Source organism: Mesorhizobium intechi (assembly GCF_002879535.1).
In the GTDB taxonomy this organism is placed as follows: Bacteria; Pseudomonadota; Alphaproteobacteria; order Rhizobiales; family Rhizobiaceae; genus Mesorhizobium; species Mesorhizobium intechi.
This window is the reverse complement of the sequence record NZ_PNOT02000228.1, coordinates 15,244-31,348: the sequence shown is the minus strand read 5'-3', so window position 1 is coordinate 31,348 and position 16,105 is coordinate 15,244. Positions and strand designations below refer to the sequence as shown.

Here is a 16,105-nt window from a genome sequence, read left to right as displayed (position 1 = left end):
CCCCCTATTTAGCGGCCTTGAGAGCCTGCGCGATGTCTTCCAGAAGGTCATCGGTATCCTCCAGGCCGACCGACAGCCTGAGCGTTCCCGGCCCGATGCCGAGTTCGGCGCGCGCCTCGTCGCTCAAATTCTTGTGCGTTGTCGTTGCCGGATGGGTGATCAGGCTCTTGGCGTCGCCGAGATTGTTGGAGATCAGCACGATGTCGAGCGCGTTCTGCAGGGCGAAGGCCGCCTGCTTGCCGCCGTTGACGTCGAGGCAGATCAGCGTCGAGCCACCCGACATCTGCTTCTTGACGATCTCGGCCTGGGGATGGTCGGCACGGCCGGGATAGATGACGCGGGCAATCTGCGACTGCTCGGCGAGGAAATCCGCGATCTTGCCGGCGCTCTCTGTCTGCTGGCGCACGCGCAGCGGCAGCGTCTCCAGGCCCTTCAGCAGCGTCCAGGCATTGAAAGGCGACAGGCTGGGGCCGGTGTGGCGGAAATAGTCATGCAAATTCTCGTCGATCCACTTCTTGTCCGACAGGATCACGCCGCCGAGACAGCGCCCCTGGCCATCGATGTGCTTCGTCGCCGAATAGACGACAATATGCGCACCGAGCTGCAACGGCTTCTGCTGGAGAGGCGTGGCAAAGACATTGTCGACGACAAGCCGCGCGCCGATCGAGTTGGCGAGCGCAGCCACAGCGGCAATATCGACCACTTCCAATGTCGGGTTGGTCGGGCTTTCCAGGAAGAACAGCCTGGTGTTGGGCCTGACCGCCTTTTCCCAGTTGGCGATATCGGTGCCGTCAACCAGCGTTGCCTCGATGCCGTAGCGCGGTGCCAGCGTCTCGACCACCCAGCGGCAGGAGCCGAACAGCGCGCGCGCCGCCACGATGTGGTCACCGGCCTTGACGCTGCAAAGAAGGGCCGCCGTCACTGCCGCCATGCCAGATGCCGTGGCGCGCGCATCCTCCGCGCCTTCGAGCGCACACATGCGCTTTTCGAACATGTCGACGGTCGGATTGGCGTAGCGCGAATAGATGAAGCCCGGCTCCTCGCCCTTGAAGCGGGCTTCGGCGGCTTGCGCCGTTTGATAGACATAGCCCTGGGTCAAATACATTGCCTCGGAGGTCTCGCCAAAGCCGGAACGCAGGGTTCCGCTATGTACGAGGGCTGTCTGAGGCTTCCAGTTGCGCTTCTTGTTGCTCATCGCTTTGTTCCAGACACAAAAAAACCGGCCGCGAAAGTCGCAACCGGTCCATACGGCCTCGCGGCCAACGGTCCTTTAGCGACTTGTTTAACGTGGCTGCAAGCCGACCGGCCAAATCACCACGGGATAACGACCCTTTAGACCCGTACCACGCTTGCGTCAATTGCCGGCTTCATTAAGAGGTTTGTACCAAGCAGGTTCCGCAAAAGTGTTTCACGGTTTTGCGGCGAGAACCTGCGGCAGGAAAATCGTCTGGCCTAGGAGCGGAGCCTTGCGGCAGACAGGCATTCTTCCCGATCAGGATATCTCGGCGCTGTTCCGGTCCGGCGCGCTGAAGTCACCGCGCGCGCTCGATGCCGACCAGATCCAGCCGGCGAGCCTTGATCTCAGGCTCGGCGACAAGGCCTGGCGGGTGCGGGCGTCCTTCCTGCCGGGTCCGGATCATCGGGTTGCCGACAAACTCGATCGGCTGAAGCTGCATGAGTTCAGCCTTGCCGATGGCGCGGTGCTGGAGACGGGCTGTGTTTACATCGTGCCGTTGCTGGAAAGCCTTGCGCTGCCCGCAACCGTGTCCGCCTCGGCCAATCCGAAGAGTTCGACCGGGCGGCTCGACATTTTCACCCGCGTCATGACCGACCGCGGCCACGAGTTCGACAAGATCGCCGCCGGCTACACCGGTCCGCTTTACCTGGAAGTCAGCCCGCGCACCTTCCCGATCGTCGTGCGCACCGGCTCGCGCCTGTCGCAGATCCGTTTCCGCACCGGCAACGCTCTGCTCTCGGAAGCCGAATTGCATGAATTGCACCGTGCCGAGATGCTGGTCGCCACCGAACCGCCGAATATTTCGGGCGGCGGCATCGCGCTGTCGATCGATCTCAAGGGCGATGGTGACGGGCTGGTCGGCTATCGCGGCAAGCATCACACGGGCCTCGTCGATGTCGACAAGCGTGCCGCGCAGAATGTCGTCGATTTTTGGGAACCCATCCACAAGAGCGGCGCCGGCGAACTGGTGCTCGACCCGGACGAATTCTACATTCTCGTCAGCCAGGAGGCGGTCCACGTGCCCCCGCTCTATGCAGCCGAGATGACGCCTTTCGACCCGTTGGTCGGCGAGTTTCGCGTCCATTATGCCGGCTTCTTCGATCCGGGCTTCGGCCATTCGGCGGCCGGTGGCACCGGCAGCCGGGCGGTGCTCGAAGTGCGCAGCCACGAAGTGCCGTTCATCCTCGACCATGGCCAGATCGTCGGCCGGCTGGTCTACGAACACATGCTGGAGCGACCGCAGGCGCTCTACGGCACCGATCTTGGCTCCAACTACCAGGCACAGGGCTTGAAGCTCTCCAAGCATTTCCGCGCCGCGCGCTGAACCCCGACTGCCGCCAGGCAGGAGGCTTGCGTGCGCCTGCACATCATGCGTGGCCGACTTGCCGGTCGCCGGGCGTAGTTGGTTGCCAGAAGCCGGCTCGTCATCGCGGCCGGCGCTTCGCGGCAGCACTTTGCTCCGTATTGCCCGGCGCTGTAAGCCACGGAGGATCAGGCGAGGGATAGGGCCAAGCCCGCTAAGACGAAACCAAGCCCATCCCGTTCGTTTTCTCGCCCAGCATATTGGCGCGATCTTAAAGCGCCTTCACCGCCACCTTCACCGGCTTTTCGATCTCAAGCGGGTTGCGCAGTGGCAGGCCGAAATCCCCGGCTTCGATCTCGAACACGTCGCCGGCCTCCGTCTTGATGCCGTCGGCGAAGGACAGTGTCGCGGTGCCGAACATATGCACATGCACATCGCCCGGCTGGCGGAACGCCGAATATTTGAAGTGATGGTGTTCGAGATTGGCGATGGTGTGCGACATGTTCGCCTCGCCCGACAGGAACGGCTTTTCCCAGAGCGTCTTGCCGTCGCGCACGATGCGTGAGGTGCCGCGGATGTCCGAAGGCAGCTCGCCGATCAGGATCTCCGGTCCGAACGAGGCATTGCGCAGCTTGGAGTGGGCGAGGAAAAGATAGTTCACGCGCTCGGTCACGTGGTCGGAAAACTCGTTCGACAGGGTGAAGCCGACGCGGAAAGGGGCGCCGTCATCGCCGATGACATATATGCCGGCGATTTCGGGTTCCTCGCCGGCGTCCTTGGCGAAGGCCGGTGACAGGAGTGCGGCACCCGGCGCGACGGCCATCGTGCCGTTGCCCTTGTAGAACCATTCGGGCTGCACGCCGACCTGGCCCTTGGCGGGCTTGCCGCCCTCCAGCCCCATGCGGAACATCTTCATGGAATCGGTGAGCTGCTCCTCGCCATCGGCGCTGCTGAGCTTCTTGTGCATGGAATCGCGCGTCGCCGCCGAGCCGAGATGGGTCAGGCCGGTGCCGGTGAGATGCAGATGCGCCGGGTCGGGGTGATTGATCGGCGACAACAGCCGCCCCTTCTTGTAGGCGGCATCGAGGTCGACCGTCTCGCCGAGCCCCTTGCGCTCGATCAGGGTGGCCAGGCCGACGCCGGTGCGGGCCGCCTCCATCGCCAGCGAATAGACGCTGCGGGCGCCGTTGATGATCCGGGTCTTGCCGCCATTGCGGGCAACGACGCGGATGGTCTCGGCGTCATCGAGAATCTGCGAGATCAGCATGATCAATCCTCTCTCATGTGCCTTGGCATGGCTGCCGCCGCGGCAAACCTTCCCAAGCGCGGCTGGGACGTCGCCCATGCCACGGGTGAAATTCTCCGTTCGGATTGCGCTCGCGGGGCCTGGTTCCTTGAGAGAACTTCTTCGTGCCGGTCGGTTCCGGCAGCGCCGCGATGTGACCCGTATGCCTTCCTCGTCGCCTCACCGGAACGGTTCGCTCCGCTCCCGGTATTTTGTTTTTACGCAATTCCCGTAGGAAAACCGCGATGCGCTTTCCTGGAATTGTTCCTGTCAGGCCTTGTTCTTGTTGTAGACGTCGAAAATCACGGCGCCGAGCAGGACCAGACCTTTGACCACCTGTTGCCAGTCGACATTGACGCCCATGATCGACATGCCGTTGTTCATCACGCCCATGATGAAGCCGCCGACCACGGCGCCGATGACCTGGCCGACGCCGCCCATCGCCGAGGCGCCGCCGATGAAGACGGCGGCGATGACGTCGAGCTCCGAGCCCAGACCGGCCGCCGGCACGGCCTGGCCAAGGCGAGCCGCGATGATCAGGCCGCCCAGCGCCGACAGCACGCCCATATTGATGAACACCAGCAGCGTCAGCCGCTCGGTGTTGATGCCCGACAGCTGCGCCGCCTTCGGGTTGCCGCCCATCGCGTAGATGCGGCGGCCGATGGTCATGCGCTTGGTGACGAAGACGAACAGCGAGATCAGCACGCCCATGACGAGCAGCACTACCGGCAGACCCCTGTAGCTGGCGAACTCATAGACCAGGAACAGCGCCAGCGCGCTGGCGACCAGCGTCTTGATGACGAACAGGGGGAAGGGCTCGGCTTCATAGCCGTGGCGTTCGCGCTTGCGTCGTGTCCTCACCCCGAAATAGGCATAGGCCAGCACGGCGATCATGCCGAGCACGATCGTGGTCATGTGCAGCGTCAGGCCGCTGCCCAAAATGGTCTTGCCGGCGGCGTTCACAGTGGGCGGAATCAAGGTCAGCGGGCCGATAACGTCCGGGATAAAGCCGGAGCTCAGCGCCTTGAAGCCATCCGGAAGTGGGCCCACCGACGAGCCGCCGCCCAGCAGCGCCTGGCAGATGCCGCGGAAGATCAGCATGCCGGCCAATGTCACGATGAAGCTCGGTATTCGGTGATAGGCGATCCAATAGCCTTGCGCCGCACCGATCAGGCCGCCAACGATCAGGCAGACGATCGAAACCACCAGCGGATTGCTGAGCGGTCCGAGCTGCCAGATGACCATCATGTTTGCCGCCAGCGCGCCGATGAAACCGGCGACCGAGCCGACGCTGAGGTCGATATAGCCGGAAACGATGACCAGCAGCATGCCCAGTGCCATCACGATGATGAACGAGTTCTGCTGCACCAGATTGCTCAGGTTGACCGGCTTGAACAGCGTTCCCGACGTGGTGAACTGGAAGAACAGCATGATGACGATCAGCGCGATGATGAGACCGTATTCGCGCAGGTTCGTCGTCAACGCCGAGACGGCAATGCGTGGACGCTGGTCCTCGGCGATGTTGCCCTGCGGGGCGGGGGCGCTGTCGGTGCTCATGCTGCTTTTCCTTCTCCCCGAACGATGGCGCGCATTATTTTTTCCTGGCTTGCGTCCGCCGCGGGCATTTCGCCGACGATGCGGCCCTCGTTCATGACGTAGATGCGGTCGGTGATGCCGAGCAATTCCGGCATTTCCGACGAAATGACCACGATCGCCTTACCCTCCGAGGCAAGACGCGCGATGATCGTGTAGATTTCGTACTTGGCGCCGACATCGATGCCGCGCGTCGGCTCGTCGAGGATCAGCAATTCCGGATCGGCGAACAGCCATTTCGACAACACCACCTTCTGCTGGTTGCCGCCGGAAAGGTTGCCCGTCATCTGATAGACGCTCGAAGCGCGGATGTTGGTCTTCTTGCGATAATCGTTGGCGACGGCAAGTTCGCGCAGATCGTCGATCACGCTGTGACGCGACACGCCGCCGAGATTGGCGACCGTGATGTTGTGCTTGATATGGTCGATCAGGTTGAGACCGTAAGTCTTGCGGTCCTCGGTCACGTAGGCGATGCCGTGTTCGACCGCCTTGCTCACCGATGAGACATCGATCGGCTTGCCTCTGAGCAGCACCTCGCCCGTGATGCGGCGGCCATAGGAGCGGCCGAACAGGCTCATGGCGAATTCGGTGCGGCCGGCGCCCATCAGCCCGGCTATGCCGACCACCTCGCCCTTGCGCACATTGATGTCGATGCCCTTGATCACCTGCCGTTCGGCATGAATCGGGTGATAGACCGACCAGTTCTTCACTTCGAAGATGACCTCGCCGATCTTTGGTTCGCGCGGCGGATAGCGGTCGTCGAGCGAGCGGCCGACCATCGAGGTGATGATTCGGTCTTCCGAGATATCCTTCTTGGCCAGCGTCTCGATGGTGCGCCCGTCGCGGATGACGGTAACCTTGTCGGCGACCCGGTTCACCTCGTTGAGTTTGTGCGAGATCAGGATCGAGGTCATGCCTTGCCGTTTGAACTCGAGCAAAAGGTCGAGCAGCGCCTGGCTGTCCTTCTCGCTGAGCGATGCGGTGGGCTCGTCGAGGATCAGGAGCTTGACTTCCTTGCTCAGCGCCTTGGCGATCTCGACCAGCTGCTGCTTGCCGACGCCGATATTGGTGATCAGCGTCTTGGGGTCCTCCTTGAGGCCCACCTTCTTCAACAGGGCGCTGGTGCGCGCCTCGTTGGCGTCCCAGTCGATCACTCCGTATTTGGCGTGTTCGTTGCCGAGGAAGATATTCTCGGCAATCGACAGCATCGGCACCAGCGCAAGCTCCTGGTGGATGATGACGATGCCCTTGTGTTCGCTGTCATGGATGCCTTTGAACTGGCATTCCTGGCCTTGAAAGATGATCTGGCCGTCATAGGTGCCCGCGGGATAGACGCCTGACAGCACTTTCATCAGCGTCGACTTGCCGGCGCCGTTCTCGCCGACCACGGCGTGGATTTCGCCTTCCTCGACGCTGAGGTTGACGTTAGACAGCGCCTTCACGCCGGGAAACGTCTTGGTGATGTCGCGCATCTCCAAAATCGTCGAGGTCATAAGGGCAAGCTCCCAGACTTTCTTGTTTTTTACGCAATTCCCAGGGGAAAGCGTTACGCGCGTTTCCTGGAATTGCTCTAGGCCGGCGGTAACAATACCGGGGTCGCTTGTGAACGAAAAGGGGCCCTGCGTCGCGCAGGACCCCAGATTTTAATGCAGAGATTACTTCAGGTCTTCGGCCTTGATGTAGCCGGAGTCGACGACCAGCTTCTGGTAGTTCGACTTGTCGACCTCATGCGGCGTCAACAGGATCGAGGGAACGACCTTGACGTCGTTGTTGTAGGTCTTGGTGTCGAGGCCATCAGGCTTGCCGCCCGAGAGCACCTTGTCGACCAGTTCGACCGTCGACTTGGCCAGTTCGCGGGTGTCCTTGAACACGGTCGAATACTGCTCGCCCGAGATGATCAGCTTGACCGAGGCGGTCTCGGCGTCTTGGCCGGTGACAATAGGCCAAGGCTGAGCGGCCGTGCCGTAGCCAACGGCGCGCAGCGAGGCGGTGATGCCGCGCGACAGACCATCATAGGGTGACAGAACGCCATCGACGCGGCTGCCGTCCGAGTAGTTGGCCGACAGCAGGTTGTCCATGCGGGCCTGGGCCGTTGCCGCCAGCCAGCGCAGCGTGCCGACCTTGTCCATGCCCATCTGGCCGGACTTGATCTTGATCGAGCCGTCGTCGATCAGCGGCTGCAGGACGGAAATCGCACCGTTGTAGAAGAAGAAGGCGTTATTGTCGTCCGGCGAACCGCCGAACAGTTCCACATTCCACGGCTTGGTGTTCGGGAAGCGCTCCTTGAGGCCCTTGACCAGCGAATTCGCCTGGATCACGCCGACGCCGAAATTGTCGAAGGTGGTGTAGTAGTCGACGTTGGCGGTCTTCTTGATCAGGCGGTCATAGGCGACGACGACGACGCCCGCGTCAGCGGCCTTCTGCAGCGCATCCGACAGGGTGGTGCCGTCGATCGAGGCGATGATCAGCGCCTTCGGGCCCTTGGTGATTTCGTTCTCCAGCTGGCTGAGCTGGTTGGGGATGTCATCCTGCGCATATTGCAGGTCGACGGTGTAGCCGAGAGCCTCGAGCTGGGACTTGACGGCGTCGCCGTCATTGATCCAGCGCTGCGAAGTCTTGGTCGGCATCAGCACGCCGACGAGACCCTTGTCGGCTGCATGCGCCGAGTAGGTCATGGCAGCGATGCCAAGCGCCGCGACTGCGGCCAGTGTCTTGATGATTTTCACGTAACTCTCCCTGGTTGATGGACGCAGCACCCCGGGGGTCGCGGGCCGCGCAATCGTGCAGAAGCGCCAAGGCACTGCTGCCGTCATATCGATCTCCGGTATCCTCCCATGGCCCCGAGCCGCTGATTTCAATCGATACGATTCTATCGTCGGCGACCGTTGCGTCTCGGAACGCGCTGACGTTGCCGTCCTTTTGCCATAACTGTCAAATGCGATCTTTGATGGTTGCTATACCGCAAGTGGTATATGTTATGAACGCGTGACGGGTTGCCGGCGAATGCCCAGCGGGCCGCGAGAAGAGGCAGGGAAAAACCATGGCGGCGTTACGGAATCCGGCTGCGGGTTCAAATGAATACAACGAGACCCCAGGCGATGGCGAAACCCTCCTGCGCAGCGGCCTCAGCCTGCGTCATATGCGCATGATCGTCGCGCTCGACGATCATGGCCGGGTGAGCGCCGCGGCGCAGGTCATGAACATTTCGCAGCCGGCGGCATCGCGCATGATTGCCGAGATGGAGGCGGTACTCGCGGTCAAGCTGTGCGAGAGGCTGCCGCGCGGCATCACGCTGACGCCCTACGGCAAGGCCTTGGCCAGGCGTGCGCGTTCGATCCTGCTGGAGATGCGCGAGGTGGATCGCGAGATTTCCGAGCTCAAGGCGGGCAAGGGCGGTTCCGTGTTTCTCGGTGCCGTGACGGCGCCAGCGATCGAATTGGCGGTGCCGGCGATCCGCGAAATCCGCCGCATCTATCCGCGCATCGAGATCACCATGCAGGTCGAGACCTCGAATGTGCTGGCGCGCGAACTGATCGCAACGCGCCATGATTTCATCATCGCGCGCATCCCCGACGATCTCAATCCGCGGCTGTTCGAATCGCGTGTCATCGGCGTCGAGAAAGCCTGCCTGATCGTGCGTCGTGGCCACCCGCTGACCAGGGGCAGCGTGGTGCGCCTCGAAGACACCGCCGCCTATGACTGGGTTTTCCAGTCGGGCGGCTCGCCCTTGCGCCAGGCGATGGAGAGCAATTTCCTCAATCGCAACATCGCGCTGCCGGACCGGATACTCAACACCAGTTCGCTGCTCCTGACGCTGGTCATGGTCGCGCAGTCCGACGCCATCGCGCCGGTCTCGGTGCAGGTGGCCAAATTCATCCAGAATCCCGACGGACTCGCCGGCGCCATCGATGTCGTCCAGACCGAATTCGACATCGAGGTCAGGCCCTACAGCCTGATCACGGTCAGGAATCGCGCGCTGTCGCCGGCCGCCAAGATGCTGCACGATTTCATCCTGCGCGAAGTGGGGTGATGGAACAAGAAGTGCAGTCACGCGTTCAGGCCAAACGGCATCTCGCTGGAGCTCGTTTTGGGCGAGGGAACGAGATGCCGATGTCAACAACTCGGGAGGTTTTGATGGAACGTCGGTTGTTTCTCACAGGAATGCTGGGCGTTGCGGGGGCCGTGGCGTTTGCGGGCATAGCCCGACCTGGCCGCGCGGTTGCCGGCATTCCTCAGGGCAACGGAATTCTCGACGAACTGGACAAGCCGGATCCGGCTGTCTTCGAAGGCGATGACGACCTCGAAGTGGAAAAGGTCTCCCACCGTCGTTGGCATCATCGCTACTACGGAGATCGCCATTACGGAGAGAGGCGCCGCCGCCGCGGCTGGAGACGGGTTTGCCGTCGATATTGGCGCCGTGGACGCCGTCATGTGCGTTGCTGGCGCGAGCGGGTGTGGCTCCGCGTCTGGCTCTGACGAACCGTTGACGAAAGGCCGCCCCCGCGGCGTGGACGGTGTCGTTATCGCGCGGCTGGGCCGTGGAAAATCTTGCATCGTTACGGTCGGTGCTGCGTTGGCACCGATCACCCGGCCGCGACGAATTGACCTGCCCACTTGGCCTGGGATTGCCCCCACCTGAAACAAGTGCGAATTGACCAAACAATGTTAGACGTCTCTAATGGAACCCTTTTGAACTGGGATGTGACCATGCCGAGGGGCGATCGAGGAACAGAACCATATCCTGTAGCAACGGATACTCGTCCACGGACCCTGGGCAATGGCTACGCATGAAAGGGGTGGCGATACTGACCGAGGCCCGCAGCGGTTCCGAATGGCTTGGCAGTCTGGCAAACAGCACCGGAACATTGGGTCGGTCGGCCGAATGGCTCGACACGGACACGTTGGGCTTCAGGCCGAAATCCTTCGACGAACTGCTGTCCGCAGTGATTGAACGCGGCGCGACCGAAAATGGCAGGTTCGCCGTCAAGTTGTTTCCACGACACCTCGACTGGTCGCAGGCCAAATACGGGACGGACTTCCTCGCGGAGTGCGTCCGGCGCCATGCCATGGGTTTGATCCTGCTGGAGCGACGGGACCGTCTTCGCCAGGCCATCTCCTATTGCCGGGCGAAAGCGTCGGGTCGTTGGAGAAGCACCATGGACGGCGCAGATAAGGTCCCGCAATACGATTTCGCCGGTATCTGCCAGGCCTACTTCCTGATCGGACAGAGCTATGCCTTCTGGGAGGCCTATCTGCGCATGTCCGGGCTGCCATACGACCATTTGTTTTATGAAGATCTCCTGGACGATCCTCGTGCCTACGTCGCATCGGTGGCACGGCAGTTGTCGGTTGAAATGCCAAGCGGCGAGTTCAGCACGAATTTGCGGGTACAGCGCGATATCCGCACCGAAGAGTGGGCCGAGCGGTTCCAGAGCGACGCCAGATCCAGGGACCTCATCGCGCATCTCCCCAAGAAGGTGGCTCCGCGAAATATCAAAAACCTCGCCCGTTTCCTCCTCAAGAAGCAGATGCGGCTTGGCCAGGCTTAGGTCGCCGCCTCGGAAGGGTAGGCTCACCGAGGCAGGAACGCTGCAGACTCCTGTGGAACTATCAGGTTCAGGGGTCTCTAGATTAGGCGCAAGGCCTTGCGCCTTAAACTGGAGCGGGTAGCGGGAATCGAACCCGCGCGTTCAGCTTGGGAAGCTGACAGGCTACCATTACATCATACCCGCGCGTGCTCTCGTTACCATGAGGTTCGGCCTTCGGGCAATCGCAAAGCGGGCCCTTGAACAAACGCTTTCGCTGGTCCGCGGCGCTGGCCGTGATTCCTATTTTGCCTTGGCGACTTTGTTGCTGGCGGCAAAGCTTGGCCAATATTTCCAGATGGCCAGCGTCGCGTCGGCGGACGAGAAATGACCGTAGTCGAAGTAGAGAAACTGCCTGGTGCCGGCGTCGGCATAGGAGCAACCGGCCGCGTCGCACAGATAGGCCAGCGGGTCGATGAAAGTCGCCCCTTTGACGAATGGCAGCACCTGCTTGTTGATGTCCGGATCCATGGCCATCGGCCAGGATGTGTTCGCGGCGTGCTCCCTTCTTGCGAAGAAAGCGATTTTCTGGACGTCGGCGATGAACTCCGGAGACTGGCCGATGACATAGACCTTGACGCCCATGTCGCGCAGCCGGTCGACCGTCTTCTGCAGGCCGTCGAAGCCCCTTGCCTGATAGTCGGTCCACCGGCCGCTCAGGATCACCGCCTGGATGTTGGCATCGTGGATGATCGACAGCGCCCGTTCGTTGAAACGCGTGCAAGCCGGCCGGGCATAGGAAAAGTAGCTCAGATTGGGTGGGCAGCCGGCATAGGTGTACTGAATGATATTGGCCTGGATTTTCTGCGCATTGGCTTCCAGCCCCGACACGTAGTGCGCGGCGAAGGAATCGCCCCACAGCAGCACATTGGTGGCAAAGCCATGCGTTCGGGTGCAGTCGGCGAGGTTCCAGTTCTCGATGCGGCTCGCGCCCTCGTTGAAGCAGACCCCGTTGCGCCAGTCTCCCACCAGGACCCGTTCCGTCGAGAAATCCGGGAACCGTTGCGGAAAACCCTTGCCCAGCGCGCCGGCCAAGCCGCCGACGCACAGCAGGGCGATCGCCGTGGCCGAGAAGGCGAAGATGGGCAGGGGAGCGGTGAAGGCTCGCTTCTGGCGGAAGGGCTGCTCGACATATTTCCACGAGAACGTCGCCAGCGCGACGCTGGCCGCGATCATCGTCATGATCGTCGGCACACCGATGGCCTTGAGCGACAGATAGTGGACGAACGAATTGATCGGCCAGTGAACGAGGTAGAGCGAATAGGAGATGAGGCCGATCCAAACCAGCGGTGTGAGCCGCAGCACCTGCGTGGCGACAGGGACCGGTCTGTCCGCGTGGGGCTGGCCAGCATAGATGAGCAGCGCCGTTCCGATGCAGGGAAACAGGGCATTGTAGCCCGGAAACGGATCGCTCTCCGAAATCGTCAGAAAGCCGAAGGCGATCAGGCCAAAACCGCCCAGCCCGATCAGTTCAGTCAGCGGCCGGCTGGCAAGCGCCGGCGGCTTTCTCAGCATCAGCATTGCGCCCAGCGCCAGTTCCCAGATGCGCGTCGGCAAGAGGTAGAAGCCGGCGGTCGGCGCCAGCGTGGTTGCCATGACCGCCAGGGCAAAACTGCCTATGGCAATCGGCAGCAATATCGTCAGCCAGCGCTTCGAGGCGTATCGGTAGATCAGATACACGAGGACCGGTGCGAAGATATAATACTGCTCCTCGACCGAAAGCGACCATGTGTGCAGCAGCGGCCGCAGTTCGGCATCGATGGAGAAATAGTTGGTCGTTTTCCAGAAATAGATATTCGACCAGAAGGTCGAGGCCGCGATCACGCTGAGGCTGTACTCGTGGAGATCCGACGGCAGGAGGATGAACCAGGCGGCGATACTGGCGAGCAGGATGACGAAGGTCAGCGCCGGCAGGATGCGCCGCGCGCGGCGCCAGTAAAAGCGGCCGATCGAGAACTGGCCGCGCTCGAGGTCGTCGAGCAGGCTGCCGCTGATCAGATAGCCCGATATGACGAAGAAGATATCGACACCGGTGAAGCCGCCGGGAATGGCCGATACCCCGAAGTGGAAAAGCACGACGGGCAACACCGCGATGGCCCGCAGGCCATCAATATCACGCCTGTAGTTCATTCGGCGGGTCCGTACGCGGTGGCCGGCAGCCGCGCGGCGGAACCTGACATGCTCCTCATGCGGCGATGTCCCCGTCGTTGGAAAAATCCTGGCTCGTGGGTTTCACGAACTGTGCTCTGCAACACAAGTTTGCTGCACTGCAACATTCATGTCAAGGCAGATGCCAGAGCTTCGGACGCTGACGAAACCGGTTTCGCCGGATGCTGTAAATCAGGCGTCGGGAGGCAGGTAGATCACGGCGTCGTCGTCGGCATAGGCCCGCTTCCAGCCCAACTCCGCGAAGAAGGGGATGCGGGTATCGTCTGATGTAAGGAGTGCCCAGCGAATGGCGTATTTCTTCAACTGGGCCTCGAGCAGCGGTTTTCCGTCGCTGTGTCCCGTCGCGTCCTCGGCTTTCGTGAAGCCGCCCAGGAACAGCTGGTCCGTCCTGCCGTCGACGTAGGTCTTGATGCCGTGGAAGATCAGCGTGCCGCCGAAATTATAGGAATTCAGCACATTGCCGGAAAGCTGGTGATCCCGGGCATACGCGAGGGCGCCGCTGGCCGCTGTCTTCTGGCTGGGCGCCACCTGGTAGGCACTGCCGAGGATGACCACCGCAGCGACCAGCAGGACAGCGATTGCGCCGCAGATCGCGTAAAACTGGCTGGCGAAGAGTTTTTCCAGTCCGTCACGCCTTTCCGCCAGCCAGGTCGTGGTCGAGAGCGAGGGGTATTGCCGGGCGACCTCGACCCCGATCACCAAGGGGACCAGCAGGAAGGGCAGATATACAAACCGCAGATGGGCGAGATAGACATGCAGGGCGAAGACGATGAACACAGCCTTGGCCCAGTCGATCCGCAGCCTCGATACCAAAAGTCCAAAAAGCGCCAACAGCATCACCGCTTCCTGGAAGATCTGCTCCTGCGCGTTGAATGCCCGCCACTCCAGGATGAGTGGCACCGCCTCGTTGCCATAGGCCACCGTGAACGTCGCCAGGATGGCTTTCATCCCATAGGGATGCATCAGGCTGACCAGCGGGCAGAGCAGGCCAAAAGCAACCCATTTTGCCAGGAGGGCGGGTTTCGACAGGCCCGAGCGCGCCAGGAGATCGAGCCCGGCGAAGGCAGCGATGACGAAGCTCAGGGTGAACGTGGCGTGAAGGTTGGCCCACAAGACCACAAGCACGAGCAGCCACAAAGGCGGGGCCCTCTCTTCCTGCGCGGCGCGAAACAGCATTGCCGTCCAGACGACGATGATCGGCAAGGTGAAGACGTGTGGACGGGCCGTATAGATCGGAGCGATCAGCAAAGCCGCGGCGAAGGCCAGCGCTATCGCCAGTGTCGGCTTCAGCCATGCGCTGAGGAACCATCCCATCAAGAAGACCGTCAGGCTGATCGTGGCGATGATCAGTGTGACGACGCCATTCCAGCCGCCGGCACGGTAGGCAAGGGCCAGAAAGACCTGCCCCAGCCATTCCTTGGCGATCCAGGGCTGACCGGCGAACGTATAGGAATAGGGGTCGACGGTGGGAAACGTCCGGTTTTCCAGAAAGTCCAGTCCGACCTTCACTTGCCACCAACTGTCGGGATCCTGAAGCATCGCGCTGGCCAAGGTGGCAAGCAGATAGGCCACCAGGCAGGCGCAGAGAAGGCAGAGTATCAGCCTGATGCGTTGCGCGTCCCCGAGCGACGTCCTCGCCGCCGCGATTGCTGCGGTCTGGTTCATGTCGCGGCCCCAGGTGGCGGCGTCGCTGTCACGACCGCTGTATAGCCGCGCGTCGTGTCGAGAAGCCCGATGGCGCCAAAGCGCGGCATCGGCGAGACATCAAACGGAAGAGCCGACCGCATCCTGCCGATCCCGTTGCCGTTGCATCCGCTCGACCTTCGTCTCAGCCACGAGCTGCTCTTTTCGCCATCTCCTGCAGGCGATGGACGGGCAGGTCGCTGTCCTTGGCCGGTTGGTCGCGCGAAACGATTTCGCTGACGAAATACAGCGGCCGCCGCTTCGTCTCCATGTACATGCGGCCGAGATACTCGCCGAAAATGCCGAGTACCAGAAGCTGGACGCTGCCCAGGATCAGCATGATCGCGGCAAGGCTGGTCCAGCCAGGCACCACGTTGCCCCTGGACCATTCGAACAGCGTGTAGCCGAGCACGACCAGGCCGAGCAGGCCGAACATCATCCCCAGCAGCGAGGCAAACCGCAGCGGCACGATCGAAAAGCTGGTCATCGCGTCGACCGCCAGAAGAACCATCTTCTTCAGCGGATAGTGGGTGGTGCCGGCAAAGCGCCGGTGCCGCTCGTAAGGGAAGGCGACCTGCCTGAGCCCGATCCAGCTCACCATGCCGCGAATGAACCTGTAGCGTTCGGGCATCGCGTTCAGATGGTCGAGCGCCCGCCGGCTCATCAGCCGGAAGTCTCCGGAGTCCGGTGCGATCTCGACATCGACCATCCGTCCAAGCAGGCGGTAGAACATCGAGGCGGAAGCCAGCTTGAACCAGCCTTCGCCGTCGCGCTTGACCCTCTGGCCGTAGACGACGTCGAAGCCTTCATCCATCTTCGCCATCATTGCGCCGAGCAGTTCGGGCGGATCCTGGAGATCGGCGTCGAGAATGAGGATGCGCTCGCCACGGCAGAATTCCAGCCCCGCGCTCAAGGCGATCTGATGGCCGTAATTGCGGGCAAGGTCGATGGCGACCACATGGTCGTCCTTTTCGGCAAGTTCGAAAATGGCCTCGCGGGTGCCGTCGGTCGCTCCATCGATGACAAGCACGATCTCGTAGGAAGGGCTTTGCTCGAGGCATACGGCGCTGACGCGTCGATGAAGCTCGGCCACGCCGTCGCGCTCGTTGTAGCATGGCACGACGACCGACAGCTTGATCGCGCGGTGCGCGCCGATTTTTCCCGTTCCCACCAAAGCCTGGCTCCCGCTCTTGCGATGGCAATAGCGGCAATTGGTTAGAAAACAGATAAATCGCAGGGGCGACGGCCGG

The 16,105-nt window shown here is 61.9% G+C and carries 12 protein-coding genes, 1 tRNA gene and 1 riboswitch; of the genes, 4 read left to right on the top strand and 9 right to left on the bottom strand.

Annotation, left to right across the window (positions count from 1 at the left end; all coding sequences use genetic code 11):
- Nucleotides 1–4 precede the first annotated feature (4 nt).
- A complete protein-coding gene (locus tag C1D09_RS20125) occupies nucleotides 5–1,195 on the bottom strand; it encodes an O-succinylhomoserine sulfhydrylase (RefSeq protein ID WP_143975957.1) in 1,191 nt (396 codons plus the stop codon).
- A gap of 55 nt (nucleotides 1,196–1,250) precedes the next feature.
- Nucleotides 1,251–1,328, bottom strand: a riboswitch (SAM riboswitch).
- 138 nt (nucleotides 1,329–1,466) lie between these two features.
- Between C1D09_RS20125 and C1D09_RS20120 the strand changes: the two genes are divergently transcribed.
- Nucleotides 1,467–2,561 (top strand): 2'-deoxycytidine 5'-triphosphate deaminase, encoded by a 1,095-nt coding sequence (locus C1D09_RS20120; protein WP_143975956.1) that lies wholly within the window; start codon nucleotides 1,467–1,469, stop codon nucleotides 2,559–2,561.
- 250 nt (nucleotides 2,562–2,811) lie between these two features.
- On the opposite strand, the gene araD1 is transcribed toward C1D09_RS20120, so the two are convergent.
- The 4 genes from araD1 to chvE all read right to left on the bottom strand — a co-directional run bounded on the left by araD1 (nucleotide 2,812) and on the right by chvE (nucleotide 8,144).
- Complete coding sequence (gene araD1 / locus C1D09_RS20115) at nucleotides 2,812–3,807, bottom strand: AraD1 family protein (RefSeq protein WP_143975973.1); 996 nt, start codon at nucleotides 3,805–3,807, stop codon at nucleotides 2,812–2,814.
- Nucleotides 3,808–4,095: 288 nt separating this feature from the next.
- Entirely contained in the window at nucleotides 4,096–5,382 is a 1,287-nt protein-coding gene (gene mmsB, locus C1D09_RS20110) for a multiple monosaccharide ABC transporter permease (protein ID WP_143975955.1), read from the bottom strand.
- Entirely contained in the window at nucleotides 5,379–6,911 is a 1,533-nt protein-coding gene (mmsA, locus tag C1D09_RS20105) for a multiple monosaccharide ABC transporter ATP-binding protein (protein ID WP_143975954.1), read from the bottom strand. Before mmsA ends, mmsB begins: the two co-directional genes overlap by 4 nt.
- Before the next feature lie 162 nt (nucleotides 6,912–7,073).
- Nucleotides 7,074–8,144 carry a multiple monosaccharide ABC transporter substrate-binding protein gene (gene chvE / locus C1D09_RS20100; protein WP_143975953.1) on the bottom strand — a complete coding sequence of 357 codons (1,071 nt, stop codon included), beginning with the start codon at nucleotides 8,142–8,144 and terminating at the stop codon, nucleotides 7,074–7,076.
- A gap of 314 nt (nucleotides 8,145–8,458) precedes the next feature.
- On the opposite strand from chvE, the gene C1D09_RS20095 reads away from it, so the two are divergent.
- The 3 genes from C1D09_RS20095 (at nucleotide 8,459) to C1D09_RS20085 (ending at nucleotide 10,967) form a co-directional block, all read left to right on the top strand.
- Nucleotides 8,459–9,448 (top strand): LysR family transcriptional regulator, encoded by a 990-nt coding sequence (locus C1D09_RS20095; protein ID WP_143975952.1) that lies wholly within the window; start codon nucleotides 8,459–8,461, stop codon nucleotides 9,446–9,448.
- 104 nt (nucleotides 9,449–9,552) lie between these two features.
- Complete coding sequence (locus tag C1D09_RS20090; RefSeq protein WP_143975951.1) at nucleotides 9,553–9,894, top strand: protamine-2 (modular protein); 342 nt, start codon at nucleotides 9,553–9,555, stop codon at nucleotides 9,892–9,894.
- 311 nt (nucleotides 9,895–10,205) lie between these two features.
- Nucleotides 10,206–10,967 carry a Stf0 family sulfotransferase gene (locus tag C1D09_RS20085; RefSeq protein WP_143975950.1) on the top strand — a complete coding sequence of 254 codons (762 nt, stop codon included), beginning with the start codon at nucleotides 10,206–10,208 and terminating at the stop codon, nucleotides 10,965–10,967.
- Between the two features lie 109 nt (nucleotides 10,968–11,076).
- Here the strand turns inward: C1D09_RS20085 and C1D09_RS20080 are convergent.
- The 4 genes from C1D09_RS20080 to C1D09_RS20065 all read right to left on the bottom strand — a co-directional run bounded on the left by C1D09_RS20080 (nucleotide 11,077) and on the right by C1D09_RS20065 (nucleotide 16,026).
- Nucleotides 11,077–11,150, bottom strand: a tRNA-Gly gene (locus tag C1D09_RS20080).
- A gap of 96 nt (nucleotides 11,151–11,246) precedes the next feature.
- Nucleotides 11,247–13,133, bottom strand: coding sequence for an acyltransferase family protein (locus tag C1D09_RS20075; protein WP_143975949.1), 1,887 nt, complete (start codon nucleotides 13,131–13,133; stop codon nucleotides 11,247–11,249).
- A gap of 210 nt (nucleotides 13,134–13,343) precedes the next feature.
- The gene (locus tag C1D09_RS20070) at nucleotides 13,344–14,837 is read right to left on the bottom strand and encodes a hypothetical protein (protein WP_143975948.1); all 1,494 of its coding nucleotides are present in this window, start codon (nucleotides 14,835–14,837) and stop codon (nucleotides 13,344–13,346) included.
- A 163-nt stretch (nucleotides 14,838–15,000) separates the two neighbouring features.
- Entirely contained in the window at nucleotides 15,001–16,026 is a 1,026-nt protein-coding gene (locus tag C1D09_RS20065) for a glycosyltransferase family 2 protein (protein ID WP_143975947.1), read from the bottom strand.
- Nucleotides 16,027–16,105 lie beyond the last annotated feature (79 nt).

Bases quoted from the DNA above. Each gene is read 5' to 3' on its own strand.
- C1D09_RS20125 (WP_143975957.1), bottom strand. From the start codon at position 1,195: ATGAGCAACAAGAAGCGCAACTGGAAGCCTCAGACAGCCCTCGTACAT.
- C1D09_RS20095 (WP_143975952.1), top strand. From the start codon at position 8,459: ATGGCGGCGTTACGGAATCCGGCTGCGGGTTCAAATGAATACAACGAG.
- C1D09_RS20085 (WP_143975950.1), top strand. From the start codon at position 10,206: ATGAAAGGGGTGGCGATACTGACCGAGGCCCGCAGCGGTTCCGAATGG.
- C1D09_RS20090 (WP_143975951.1), top strand. From the start codon at position 9,553: ATGGAACGTCGGTTGTTTCTCACAGGAATGCTGGGCGTTGCGGGGGCC.
- araD1 (WP_143975973.1), bottom strand. From the start codon at position 3,807: ATGCTGATCTCGCAGATTCTCGATGACGCCGAGACCATCCGCGTCGTT.
- C1D09_RS20070 (WP_143975948.1), bottom strand. From the start codon at position 14,837: ATGAACCAGACCGCAGCAATCGCGGCGGCGAGGACGTCGCTCGGGGAC.
- C1D09_RS20075 (WP_143975949.1), bottom strand. From the start codon at position 13,133: ATGAACTACAGGCGTGATATTGATGGCCTGCGGGCCATCGCGGTGTTG.
- mmsB (WP_143975955.1), bottom strand. From the start codon at position 5,382: ATGAGCACCGACAGCGCCCCCGCCCCGCAGGGCAACATCGCCGAGGAC.
- mmsA (WP_143975954.1), bottom strand. From the start codon at position 6,911: ATGACCTCGACGATTTTGGAGATGCGCGACATCACCAAGACGTTTCCC.